A 13,037-nucleotide genomic window follows, 5' to 3' on the forward strand; every position below is an offset into this window, starting at 1 on the left:
GAGCCAGATTTGAACTGACGACCTTCGGGTTATGAGCCCGACGAGCTACCAGGCTGCTCCATCCCGCGTCCGAATGACCTACATTGAAGTAGGAAAGCCAAGTTGTTTTAATTCAAACTTAAGAATTTACTTTTTATACTTATCTCTTTAAAAAGACAAGTTGGTTGCGGGAGCCAGATTTGAACTGACGACCTTCGGGTTATGAGCCCGACGAGCTACCAGGCTGCTCCATCCCGCGTCCGAATGGTTTAAGAATTACTATTACTAGTAATGCTTAAACAAGCCAATAATTGTTTTAATTCTATTATCAGAGAATTGGTTGCGGGTGCCCTTATCTGATGAAGAGGGAACTGACGACCTACTCTTTATACTTGAGTGAAGTTGGTTGCGGGAGCCAGATTTGAACTGACGACCTTCGGGTTATGAGCCCGACGAGCTACCAGGCTGCTCCATCCCGCGTCCGAATGGTTTAAGAATTACTATTGCTAGTAGATGCTTAAACAAGCCACAATATTTTACTTCTTATTGCGAGAAGTTTCTTTCAATAAAGGTTACTCCCTGAAAGCGAGGCGTATAGTAAGGATAGCGCATCGATAAAGCAAGCGCTTTTCTTAAAATAACACTGTTCGCTCAATTGTTATCCGCAACGGGTGAAAATCAGGCGGTTTATGCTAGTTAAAGTTAACTTTTGTTTATGTGCTTTGTGTTTATGTATATAATCGCGCCCATAGTTTACTCTGCTGCTTACCCCGGAAATGCACAATGAAAGAATCCATGCACCAATTTTTAGCTTTAACATCACCAGGTATTGAAGTTTTACTGTTCGATGAAATAAAAAACCTCGGCGCAGACCGCGTTGTACAAAAACCAGAAGGCGTTTATTTTCAAGCTTCTTTAGCGTTGGGATATAAAATATCTCTTTGGACGCGCCTTGCTACCCGCATCATGCTTAAGCTGGGAGAAGGTGAAGCAAAAGATAAAGACGAGTTATTTAAAGCCGCTAGCAGTATTAACTGGCCAGATGTTTTTGATTCAACAACTACCTTTGCTATTGACTTTGTTGGTTACAGTGAAGAAATTCGTAATAGCCAGTTTGGTGGCTTAACCATTAAAGATGCGATAGTTGATCAATTTAGAGAGCAAGGTTTTGAGCGTCCTAATGTTGATAAAAAATCACCACAAATTAGTTTCCAAGCTCGATTACTAAGAGACCACATTCACATTTTTCTTGATTTTTCCGGTCGTGGTTTATTCCAACGAGGCTATCGTGAACATAGCGGCGCGGCACCTTTAAAAGAAAACTTAGCTGCGGCGTTGATAATACGCTCGGGTTGGTTAGCTGATACCAGCAAGCCATTAGTCGATCCTATGTGTGGCTCAGGCACAATTTTAATTGAAGCTGTGGCAATGGCCGCGAAACAAGCACCGGCACTTAATAGAGTGTCATGGGGCTTTGAGTCTTGGTTAACCCATGATAATGACATCTGGGAAGAGCAGCTAGCGCAAGCCATAGATAGTTCTGAACAATCACTAGCGACCCTTAAAAACGTTAAAGTCTTTGGTATTGATATTGATGGTCGGGTATTAAAAACGGCACAACAAAATGCCAGGAATGCACGTTTACAACAATATATAGAGTTCTCCTGTAAAAACACCAACGATATGAATAACACTTTTGGTGGACCGGGTACCGTGTTATTTAACCCTCCTTATGGCGAACGTATTGGTGAATTGCCTGAGCTAGTCGAAAACTTTGTTTTATTTGGTCAAAAACTTAAAGCGCAGTTTATGGAATGGCGTGTGGCAATATTAACGGCGAATATCGACTTACTCGCTATGCTGAAACTGTCGAGTTTTAAACGTTACAAATTTAAAAATGGCCCGTTAGATTGTCAATTAGCCTTATACAATGTTGATGAAAAGCAAAGAGCAAAAGATGCGGTAAACCCGCAATCCGACTTTGCCGAGCAAGATAGCGCTTTTGCTAACCGTCTCAAGAAAAACCGTAAAAATTTAAAAGGTTGGTTAAAGTCCAACGAAATTGAAGCTTACCGCTTATATGACGGTGATATCCCTGAATATAATGTAGCTATTGATATTTATGGTGAGTATTTAGTAATACAAGAGTATGCCGCGCCAAAAACTATTGAAGAGCAAAAGGCCAAGAAACGTCTACAAGAAGTGATCTATTGGGCGCCTAAGGTACTCGATATTCCTCTCGATAAAGTTGTTTTGAAAACCCGAGCTAAGCAAAGGGGCAGTAATCAATATCAGCGTTTAGACAAATCGAAACAATCTCTTACTATCAATGAACATGGTGCCCAGTTTAAGATTAACTTATGGGATTACCTTGATACTGGCTTATTTTTAGATCATCGTAAAACCCGTCAGATTGTAGCGAAAAAATCGAAAGGCAAGTCATTACTTAATTTGTTTGCCTATACTGGCTCGGTTTCAGTACAAGCAGCCGTGCATGGCGCGTTATCAGTTACTACGGTTGATATGTCAAATACCTACCTTAACTGGGCACAAGATAATTTTGCTTTGAATAAATTAAGCGGCCATAAATATCAATTTATTCAAGCAGACTGTTTAGATTGGTTGAAAAAGAATACTAATAAATTTGATGTGATTTTTATTGATCCACCAACCTTCTCAAACTCTAAGCGTATGGAAGATAGCTTTGATGTGCAGCGTGATCACGTGACATTATTAGCCGATGCACTGAAGTCACTCAATAGAGGCGGGGAAATATTCTTCACCAATAACAAGCGTAATTTCAAAATTGACTTTGATGCGTTAGATAAGCTGGGCTTAAGTGCAGAGCCCATGTCAGATGTTACTCGTGATAAAGATTTTGCCCGTAATAAACATATTCATAATAGCTGGTCTATTAAGCGTAAAGCTACCTAAGTAGTGAATAGCAATAATGAATAAATATAATTTATATGGCAGCGAAGGTTGCCATCTATGTGAGCAAGCCTTGGCTATCTGTTTGGCAGTACTGCCGAGATCACAGCTCATAGAAATTGATATTATCGAACAAGAAGGGGTTGCTCATGAAACGCAAACCCTGGTTGAGTTATATGGTGTACATATTCCCGTATTGGAAAAATTAGCACAAGACAGCAGTAAAAATACTAAGTTGTTTTGGCCTTTTAGCCAAGCACAAGTTGAACAATTCAGCCTGTAGCAATTATTAGCAAATTATTAGAAGTTAAGAAGAATTATGGAATTATTAAGAATAGCCAATGGTGAGCTTGCCTTCGGCGAAGATAAAATATTAGATAAAGCAGAGTTAAGTATACAAACCGGCGAACGTATTTGTTTAGTTGGTCGTAATGGTGCCGGTAAGTCTACTCTAATGAAGATATTAATGGGCAAGCAAGGTTTAGACGATGGTCAGATTTTAAAGTCTAGTACCATGAAAATGTCTATGTTAGAGCAAGATCCACCAGAATCCTCTGATATCTCTGTATTTGACTACGTTGCTGAAGGGGTAAAAGAAAATGCCGAACTTATCCGTCGTTATCACGCCTTAATTCACTTGATTGGCGAAGACCCAAGTGACAAAAACCTTAACAAGTTAGCAAACGTGCAAGAAGAGCTTGAAAAAGCCAATGCTTGGCTAGACGAACAGCGCATTGATCAAGCCATGACTACTTTATCATTGGATGCAGATGCGAAAATTTGCGACTTATCTGGTGGTTGGTTACGTAAAGTAGCGTTGGCTAAAGCACTTGTTACCAGTCCAGATATATTGTTACTCGATGAGCCAACTAACCATTTAGATATTGAAAGCGTGTTGTGGCTAGAGCAATTCTTAAAAGACTTTGCCGGTACTATAATTTTTATCAGCCATGATAGGGCGTTTATCCGTGGTTTATCTACTCGTATTTTAGATCTTGATCGCGGTAAATTAAAAAGTTATCCGGGTGATTACGATTTGTATATCGAGCAAAAGCAGCATGATTTACAAGTTGAAGAGCAACAAAATGCGCTATTTGATAAAAAATTAGCCGAAGAAGAAGTATGGATTCGTCAAGGCGTTAAAGCCCGTCGTACTCGTAATGAAGGCCGAGTTCGCTCGTTAGAAAAACTTCGTCTTGAGCGTACCGCGCGTCGTGATGTACGTAATCAAAGCACCATGAATATTACTCAGGGTGATCGCTCTGGCAAGTTAGTCTTTGAAGCTGAAGACGTAACCGTAGCCTTTGGTGATAATGTAGTAATTGAAAATCTCAATCTACTTATTACGCGTAATGATAGGTTAGCGTTTATAGGCGCTAACGGTACCGGTAAATCAACGTTGATTAAGCTTATCATGGAAAATCAAGCGGCAACCAGTGGTAAAATGCGCTCAGGTGTTAATTTAGAAATCGCTTATTTTGATCAACACAGAGAAGCACTTGATTTAAACCAAACAGTGCAAGAAATTGTTGGTGAAGGTAAACAAGAGGTTATGGTTAATGGCCGTTCTCGTCACGTACTGGGCTACTTGCAAGACTTCTTATTTAGCCCTAAACGTGCTCGTACTCCGGTTCGTGCTTTATCGGGTGGTGAGAAAAATAGACTCTTACTGGCGCGCTTATTTTTACGTCCAAGTAACTTACTTATTCTCGATGAGCCGACTAACGATCTTGATATTGAAACTTTAGAGCTACTTGAAGAAGTTGTTGCAAATTATGCCGGAACCGTTATTTTAGTGAGCCATGATCGTGACTTTGTTAATAACTGTGTGAATACTTGTTTGTATTTTGATGGTACAGGACAGGTAAATCAGATTGTTGGTGGTTATGATGATGTTGATGATTATCTAGCACTTAAAAAAACACAGCGTCAAAGTATGGCAGATGGTGCTCAGCAGAAAAGCAAAGTTACTGAAGATAAAAGTAAGCAAGCACAAAATTCGGCTACAGAGCCTGCTGTTAAGAATAAAAAACTATCTTTTAAAGATGCGCGTGAACTTGAAGCGTTACCTGAAAAAATTGATCAATTAGAAAATTCGATTGATGAATTACAAGCACAAGTGAATGATGCGGCTTTTTTCAGTCAAGACGAAAAAATAACACAAAAAGTTTTGAACCAGCTGGCAGAATGTGAGTCAAACCTCGAGATTGTCTATGCCAGATGGCAAGAGCTTGATGACGAGTAAAAAAGTAAGCATTAGCTTTCTGCAGGCCACGCCTTAAATTATAGACTTTGATTTGTGTTAACTTATATTTATTAAACAAATCAAAGCTAGTTAAACAGAACAACTATAAAGAGTTAATAAGTAGTATGAAGCAATTTGCAAAAAATATATTGGTGTTAGCAGTAACAAGTGCCTTAAGCCTTAGTGTTCTTAGCTTTAGTCACGCCGCTACTTATAAAGTAGTTGATAAAGGCTCTGCAGAAAATATTGGTTATACCTACGGTGGCAAACAAAATATCCACGGGGTAATGGCTGTATCGGGAAGTAACTCTTATAATTTCCCTGTGCAATTTATTCCTTACTTTGATGAGAATGATTTTAATCAAATACAATATAACGCGCTGGTGCAGCATGATTATTATTTTGGCCTTGAGCCAATTGAAGATTTTGAAGCATTAAAGGCCGGTAACCCAACAGCTAATGATCTTGCTTGGTCAAAGATGTACCTACAAGAAATGAATACATCTGTTAGCAATCCAAACTTTGAATATCAAATGGTTGCCGATACTGCCGCTATGATTAACCTAGGGGAAGGTCATACATCGACAGAAATCTGTGTTTTTGATACGGACTTTGATGGCAGTCCTTGTACAGGTATTATAACGCGCTCAACTGTCAGTGTAATTGAAGGTATTAGTGACAAGGGCATTACCTTTGGCACTGCCTCTGCACCTTACTTACCTATGCCTGAATTTACCGATAGTGCCGGTACCGTTCGAACATTTTGGTTACGAGAACATGGTCAACGTGGTTTTTTCTCTCCTGATAATGGCGCGACTATTTATCCTGTTCCACCCATTGAAACGCAGTATGGCGGCGGTATTTCTGCCGTTTTTGATATGAATGCAGAGGGTACGGCTGTAGGTTATAGCAGTTATAAACTAAGTAAAAATAGAGAAGACTATATAAACGATGCTGATGGTGGCTGTGCTGATCCTGCTATTTTAGCTAATATTCCAGAAGAAATTTGTATACAGAAAATTCAAAGAAATATGTATTATATTCAGGCGTTTAAGGCTAGAGCGTTAGATTCGGATACTCCAGAAACTGAGTTGCTAGGTTTATTGATAGAGCCACATGCCGACGATGATAGGGCCTTCTCTAGCCAAGCGTTGGCGATAAATAATAACGATATTGCTGTTGGTTATGCTCATGGTTGGGATGATGCCGATGTTGTTACTCCCGCCTCAAATGAAAGAATGACAGGCTCATATGCGGTAATATTTAAAAAGGATGAAAACGGTAACAACGTAGTTCTTGACTTTAACCAGCCGCATTACTATTTTGGCTCAGGTAATGTTTACCCTTTCTCTCGAGCCCATGATATTAACGATAATGGCTTAGCTGTTGGTTACACTCGAAATACCGAGACTTTTGTTAAAAAGTTCTTTTATGTTGATACCACCCTTCCTGATAATGAAATGAAAACAGTTATGCCAAAAGATTTCTTTACTACCTCAGTGAGTACCGCATTTGGGGTAAATAACGCCGGAGTTATTGTTGGTGAAGCACAAATCGAAACTCATAATGAGAGTTCACAAAATCCACGTCGTACTGCGGGCTTTATTTACGATACCGCCAGTGACTCACCGGTAATAATTGATGTCAATACTCTATTAGAATGTAAGTCTAAGTATAATATTCTAAAAGCTAATGACATTAATGATGCTGGCCAAATATCAGCTACCGCCATAGTCAAATCAGCAAGCTATGACGCCAAAGGTGAGCCAATACTTGATGACAGTGGTGAGCCGATAATGATAGATGTAGTGCGCGCGGTATTACTTGAGCCTATTCCTGGTGGTGAAGTTGAAGACTGTGGTGATGTTGAAGATAAAGTAGAAAGGCAAGGGGCGAGCTTTGGCGGAATGGTGTTGTTCTCACTGTTAGCAGTTTTTGGACTGCGTAGAAGAAGCTTTAAACGCTAACTATTACAAATTAAGCTGACAAACTTTACTACTGATTGTAAAAAATACAAAAAGCACTTTACCAGTGCTTTTTTTATCTCTGTAGTTTATCTATTTAACGCATTGTATTTCGTCTTTTTTGAACTATGCTTAGAGAAGTTGTGCAATATCAGTGCGCGGGTAATCTTTGCTTGTAGAAATTTTATCGTAACTGTTATTGATATGTCTATTAAGAATAACCAAGGAGCGTGTATTTATGATGAAGCGGCAAAAACGCGATCGCCAGGACAGGGCACACACAAGAGGTTACCAAGCAGGTATATCTGGTCGTTCTAAGGAACATTGCCCGTACCAAAATGATGCAATTAAGTCACAATGGCTTGGCGGGTGGCGAGAAGCCATAGAAGATAAGCAACAGGGGCTGTTTAAATAAACAATTACTTGTTTTATCAACAACAGTTCAATCAGAATAAAAGTAAATGAATTGATATGTTAAAAAGCCCAGCGAGTTGCTGGGCTTTTTTTGATCTTTACTCATGTTAGATTATCATTAGCGTATGACTAAGGCTAACTTCCTCTACACTAAAATTTGGCTAAAACTTACTGGTATCAGTAAATAAACCTACTTTAAGATCTTTTGCGCTATAAATTTCACGACCGTCAACACTTACAGTACCGTCGGCAAGACCCATGTAAAGCTTACGTTTTATAACACGCTTAAAATCAATTTTGAAAGTAACTTTTTTAGCGGTTGGTAATATTTGACCGGTAAACTTCACTTCACCCACACCTAAAGCACGACCTTTACCTGGACCACCAGTCCAAGCTAAGAAAAATCCAACAAGTTGCCACATAGCATCTAGACCTAAACAACCTGGCATTACCGGATCACCTTTAAAGTGACAATCAAAAAACCATAGATCTGGAGTTATATCTAATTCAGCTATTATGTAACCTTTACCGTGATCACCACCTTCTTCAGTGATGGTTATGATACGGTCCATCATCAGCATGTTATCAGAAGGAAGCTGTGAATTACCTTCACCAAATAATTCTCCTGTACCTGCTTTGACTAAATCTTCTTTACTGTATGAGTTTTGTTGTGGCATTGCCATAATAAGCTGAAATCCGATAATATATTTTAGGGGGCTACTTTAGCGTACAGCTGTACACTAAACAACTCCGAACAGTTAAAAAATATAATTAATTTGACATATACCCGTTACCATTCAAGATGCATGTTTCAGAGTGCTTGATAAATTTCAATTCAAGGTATATCAATGTAGACATGCTTATTGCCATTTCAAATTGATATAACGATGAAGTGATGTTGGTCAAGCGCTTCTTTGATGGATTTTAAATGACTCTATGCGGCGTTAAAAACAAAAATATAGAGTGACTATGTTTACGTTATTTTCCTTGTATAAAGTCATTTAAATTCCGACTGAAATCGAGCACTTTGAATGGTAACGGGTATATACCCAAGCTACTTCAATATGCTCGTTTCAGGACGGCTGAGCTATTCATAATCAAGGCGCGTATTTTATTAATGGTTATTCCCTAATTACATACGCAACAATGAATATGATTTGCTCAATAGTCCTCGTAGGGCTGGTTTAGAAACGTTTTATCCATCGTTATTGATTTCGACAAGGGAGTAACCATTCTCTTCAATCAATGCCTTGCCTAAAGACGTTTCTAATTCCAACTGAATCCTGCATCTTGAGGTTGTTTGGGTATATATCAAATTAACAGGGCTCCTTGATTATGCAGTCGTTATACGTGATTATAGGTTTATATAGCTAAAAATAAATTGAAATAACATGAAAGAACTTGAGCAAGTGAGTGCACAACCGTTAAAGAAAGTTGCTATGAGTAATGCCGAAAAACAAAAGCGTTACCGTGAGCGGCAAAAAGAACGTGGTTTGCAGGAAATGCGCGGTTATATGTCACCAGAGGCTAAGCATTGTTATCAGTTAATCAGTGAGCAAACTAATTGGTCTGATAGTGTTATTTTAAGCAATGCCGTGCGATTAACCTATGCCGCTTATAAAAATGGCCAGGTAGGTTTGTTAAATAGCTGGCTGAAAAATAATAAGCTCTAAAACCTGCTAAGCTATTGATAAAATTATAGCGCAGCCAGAGCTAGTAATAAATTTAATGACATTATTATTCGGTAAGATTCAATTGAATAGTCGGCGCTTTCGCTATATTCTGGCTTACTCTATAAGTTAATTAAGGCTGTTCTGCGTGATAAATGTTCTATTGGTTGATGATCATCATCTTGTTCGTGTCGGTATTAGTAAAATCTTAACCAGCGTTAAAGGATTAAATGTTGTCGGCGAATGTGAAACAGGTGAAGAGGCAATTAAGTTCTGTCGACAAAAAGAGCCTGATGTTTTACTCATGGATATGGATATGCCGGGCATGGGTGGTCTTGAAGCAACCAAAAAAATATTACGCTTTGCACCAGATGTCAAAATTATTGTGTTAACTGCGCATACCGAAGACCCTTTCCCAACTAAAGTGATGCAAATGGGCGCGGCAGGATATTTAACAAAAGAATCCGGCCCAGATGAAATGGTTAATGCCATTCGTGCCGTTAATAGTGGTCAACGCTACTTACCTTCCGATATTGCACAAAAGATGGCATTAAGCCAATTCAAATCGGTTGACGATAACCCTTTTAATTCTTTATCGGATCGAGAGCTACAAATTATGATCATGATAACGCGTGGTGATAAAGTTCCTGCTATTTCAGAGCATCTGAATTTGAGTACCAAAACCATTAATAGTTATCGTTATCGTATGTTTGAAAAGCTTTCTGTTAGCAACGATGTTGAGTTAACCCATTTAGCTATTCGCTATGGTATGTTAAAAACAGAAAAGCTATAGGTCTGTAAAAGAAGCTTAATCTCAATGTCTGAAAAGAATACTGAAAATTTAGCCAGTGAACAAATAGTTCCCCCCCCGCAAGCCTCAACTTTTGATAGTGAGGCTTTTTTGCGTGTAGTGACCGAACAAGCTGGTGTCTATCGCATGTATAATAGTCAGCAAGTGGTTATTTATGTCGGTAAAGCCAAGCAATTAAAAAAGCGTCTAGCGAGTTATTTTCGTAAAGATGTTGGCTCAGTCAAAACACAGGTCCTAGTTAAACAAATTGCCGCTATTGAAGTCACCGTCACTCATACCGAAGGTGAGGCGCTGATACTTGAAAATAACTACATCAAAAAATATCAGCCTAAATACAATATTCTTCTTAGAGACGATAAGTCATATCCTTATTTATTGATCACTGCTCATAAACACCCAAAACTTGGTTTACACCGCGGTGGTAAAAAAGTCAAAGGTGAATATTTTGGCCCATTTCCCACTGTTGGTGCTGTTTGGGAAAGCTTGCGCTTAATGCAAAAAATATTTCCTATTAGGCAATGTGAAGATAGTTACTATCGAGCACGGTCAAGGCCTTGTTTACAACACCAGTTAGGTCGATGTTCAGCGCCTTGTGTTGATAAAATTTCTGTTGATGACTACCAAGAGCAAGTTAAATTAGCCAAATTGTTTCTACAAGGTAAAAGCTCTGCTGTCATTGAGCAGTTAGTAACAAAAATGGAATTAGCCAGTAATGAATTGCACTTTGAACTTGCAGCAAAATATCGCGACCAAATTGTTACCTTAAGGAAAGTTCAGCAGCAACAACATGTCAGCGGTCATATCGCCGAACTTGATGTTGTTGGTTTATATCGTGAGAAATCACAAGTGTGTATCCATCTACTATTCATCAGGCAGCATAAAATTTTAGGCAGTAAAAGTTATTTCCCAACGGTGCCGAGTGAAAGTAGTGACAGTGACATATTACAAGCTTTTATTGCTCAACATTATTTATCAAATGACACACAAAGTCATGGCAAAATACAAGGTAATATACCTAAAGAAATCGTCATTAAAGAGTCTATTGAGCAAGTAACTGAGATTGCGGCACTACTGAGTGCACAAGCAGAATACGAAGTTAAGATATCAGCGAATACCCGCAGTGAACGAGCGCAATATTTAAGGCTCGCGGGTACTAATGCACAAACGGCTCTAGTTACACGTAATAGCCATAAAGAATCTATGCAAGCACGCTTCGTGGCTTTGAATGAAGTATTTGAGCTAGAAAATGGCATTCATCGTATTGAATGTTTTGATATCAGTCATACCATGGGACAACAAACCATAGCATCCAATGTGGTCTTTAACAGAGATGGTCCGCTCAAAACCGATTATCGCCGTTATAATGTTTATGGCATTACGCCAGGCGATGACTATGCTGCTATGGCCTTTGCTTTAAATAAGCGCTATGGCAAGTTAAAAGCCAAGCCGAACAAGCCTGAAGAGCATAGCGCCTTAGAAAAGTTGCCTGATATTGTCTTTATTGATGGTGGTAAAGGCCAGTTGGCTAAAGCCGAAGAGTTTTTTAATCAATTAGCTTTAACAAAAACTCCACTATTAGTAGGGGTTGCTAAAGGGGAGTCGAGAAAGCCAGGCTTAGAAACTTTGATCTTGGCAGGTAGTCATCAGTTGATTTCACTACCGGCTACGTCTCCAGCTTTACATCTAGTGCAACATATTCGTGATGAATCACACCGCTTTGCCATAACAGGACATAGAGCGAAGCGGCAAAAGGTCAGTAAAAAGTCACGTTTAGAGTCAATTGAAGGGATAGGGGCGAAAAAGCGTCAAAGTTTATTAACGTTTTTGGGTGGTTTACAAGAAGTCATGCAAGCAGATGTTACCGCTTTAGCCAAAGTGCCGGGTATAAGTCATGTCTTAGCAGAGAAAATTCATAATGCCTTACATGATAAGTAAGGCTGAAAAATAATAATTACAAGCCAAACTCCTAGCAACATTATCTAACTGACTCTATAAATCAAACCAGATTTTGCCCGGTAAGCCTTTAATCAAAGTTTTACCTTAACTTGTCCAACTCTGCCGTAGCACTGCTATAACAACTTGTGTAAACTAAAGAAAAATACTTGCAGTGAAAAGTAAATGTGGACAATACCTAACCAAATAACCTTGTTTCGGATCATCTTGATCCCTATTTTCTTGATAATTTTCTATTTGCCCCTTTCATGGAGTAACTTTGGCGCATTTGCCGTTTTTTGGTTGGCAGCCGTTAGTGACATCTTAGATGGCTACCTTGCTCGTAAACTTAATCAATCTTCTGCTTTTGGTGCATTTATAGACCCTGTGGCCGATAAACTCATGGTAGTTGTTGCCTTGGTGATGATTGCCCAAGATTATAGTTCATGGCTGGTTTCTATTGCCGCAATTATCATGATAGCGCGAGAAGTGTTTATTAGTGCTTTACGCGAATTTATGTCTTCTATAGGCAAACGTGATGTCATCGCAGTCTCTAATATGGGTAAATATAAAACTGCAGCGCAAATGCTCGGTATTATGGGACTTATTTGGCAACCGGATTATGATATTCCATTGATTCTATTTTACTTACCTCATGAAGTGATTAATTACCTTTCATATGGTTTTTACTCTATTGCTACCGTATTAACCGTTACTACTGGGGTTAGTTATTTCAAAGCTGCTTGGCCTGAATTAAAAGGGCAGTAAGCTTTTTTAAATAGATTGATAGAAAGAGAGCCACTAAAAGTGGCTTTTAGTTAAAAATAGCACAAACAACTCGCTTTTTAAGCAGTTAGAATAAAAAGTTGATTTAATAGTTGACTGGAAAATATTAAGATGTAGAATGCGTTTTTGTTGACAGGGAGTCAGCAAGTAAAGCGAACTTAGCTAAGCTAATGTTACATTATTTAGTTAATCGTTTTATTAGAGTGTTGAAATTGTAAACTTTAAATTAAGCGGCTGTAGCTCAGCTGGTAGAGCATCACGTTGCCAACGTGAATGTCACGAGTTCGAGTCTCGTTAGCCGCTCC

At 38.9% G+C, this 13,037-nt stretch carries 10 protein-coding genes and 3 tRNA genes; 10 read left to right on the forward strand and 3 right to left on the reverse strand.

The window, feature by feature from the left end:
- Positions 1-161: 161 nt before the first annotated feature.
- Together HRT55_RS02325 and HRT55_RS02330 are read right to left on the reverse strand one after the other, a co-directional pair.
- Positions 162-238: transfer RNA gene (locus tag HRT55_RS02325), tRNA-Met, on the reverse strand.
- 144 nt (positions 239-382) lie between these two features.
- Positions 383-459, reverse strand: a tRNA-Met gene (locus tag HRT55_RS02330).
- Between the two features lie 303 nt (positions 460-762).
- Between HRT55_RS02330 and rlmKL the strand changes: the two genes are divergently transcribed.
- The 5 genes from rlmKL to rmf all read left to right on the forward strand — a co-directional run bounded on the left by rlmKL (position 763) and on the right by rmf (position 7,534).
- Entirely contained in the window at positions 763-2,913 is a 2,151-nt protein-coding gene (rlmKL, locus tag HRT55_RS02335; RefSeq protein WP_291618509.1) for a bifunctional 23S rRNA (guanine(2069)-N(7))-methyltransferase RlmK/23S rRNA (guanine(2445)-N(2))-methyltransferase RlmL, read from the forward strand.
- Positions 2,914-2,929: 16 nt separating this feature from the next.
- Positions 2,930-3,193, forward strand: a complete 264-nt coding sequence (locus HRT55_RS02340) for a glutaredoxin family protein (protein ID WP_291618511.1) — start codon at positions 2,930-2,932, stop codon at positions 3,191-3,193.
- Positions 3,194-3,229: 36 nt separating this feature from the next.
- Positions 3,230-5,155, forward strand: a complete 1,926-nt coding sequence (locus HRT55_RS02345) for an ATP-binding cassette domain-containing protein (RefSeq protein ID WP_291618513.1) — start codon at positions 3,230-3,232, stop codon at positions 5,153-5,155.
- A 125-nt stretch (positions 5,156-5,280) separates the two neighbouring features.
- Positions 5,281-7,122: a DUF3466 family protein gene (locus HRT55_RS02350; RefSeq protein ID WP_291618515.1), complete on the forward strand. Its 1,842-nt coding sequence runs from the start codon at positions 5,281-5,283 to the stop codon at positions 7,120-7,122.
- 238 nt (positions 7,123-7,360) lie between these two features.
- The gene (gene rmf, locus HRT55_RS02355; protein WP_291618822.1) at positions 7,361-7,534 is read left to right on the forward strand and encodes a ribosome modulation factor; all 174 of its coding nucleotides are present in this window, start codon (positions 7,361-7,363) and stop codon (positions 7,532-7,534) included.
- A 160-nt stretch (positions 7,535-7,694) separates the two neighbouring features.
- Here rmf and fabA read toward each other — a convergent pair whose 3' ends face one another.
- Positions 7,695-8,210: a bifunctional 3-hydroxydecanoyl-ACP dehydratase/trans-2-decenoyl-ACP isomerase gene (fabA, locus tag HRT55_RS02360; protein WP_291618824.1), complete on the reverse strand. Its 516-nt coding sequence runs from the start codon at positions 8,208-8,210 to the stop codon at positions 7,695-7,697.
- 714 nt (positions 8,211-8,924) lie between these two features.
- Here fabA and HRT55_RS02365 point away from each other — a divergent pair.
- From HRT55_RS02365 to HRT55_RS02385, 5 genes are all read left to right on the forward strand, one after another.
- Positions 8,925-9,206, forward strand: coding sequence for a hypothetical protein (locus tag HRT55_RS02365; RefSeq protein WP_291618517.1), 282 nt, complete (start codon positions 8,925-8,927; stop codon positions 9,204-9,206).
- A gap of 145 nt (positions 9,207-9,351) precedes the next feature.
- Positions 9,352-9,996, forward strand: coding sequence for a UvrY/SirA/GacA family response regulator transcription factor (gene uvrY / locus HRT55_RS02370; RefSeq protein ID WP_291618518.1), 645 nt, complete (start codon positions 9,352-9,354; stop codon positions 9,994-9,996).
- A 24-nt stretch (positions 9,997-10,020) separates the two neighbouring features.
- Complete coding sequence (gene uvrC / locus HRT55_RS02375; protein WP_291618520.1) at positions 10,021-11,949, forward strand: excinuclease ABC subunit UvrC; 1,929 nt, start codon at positions 10,021-10,023, stop codon at positions 11,947-11,949.
- A gap of 183 nt (positions 11,950-12,132) precedes the next feature.
- Positions 12,133-12,714 (forward strand): CDP-diacylglycerol--glycerol-3-phosphate 3-phosphatidyltransferase, encoded by a 582-nt coding sequence (pgsA, locus tag HRT55_RS02380; protein ID WP_291612104.1) that lies wholly within the window; start codon positions 12,133-12,135, stop codon positions 12,712-12,714.
- A gap of 248 nt (positions 12,715-12,962) precedes the next feature.
- Positions 12,963-13,035, forward strand: a tRNA-Gly gene (locus HRT55_RS02385).
- The last annotated feature ends 2 nt before the right edge of the window (positions 13,036-13,037 follow it).

It is taken from the genome of Colwellia sp. (assembly GCF_013214175.1).
Taxonomy (GTDB): Bacteria; Pseudomonadota; Gammaproteobacteria; order Enterobacterales; family Alteromonadaceae; genus Colwellia.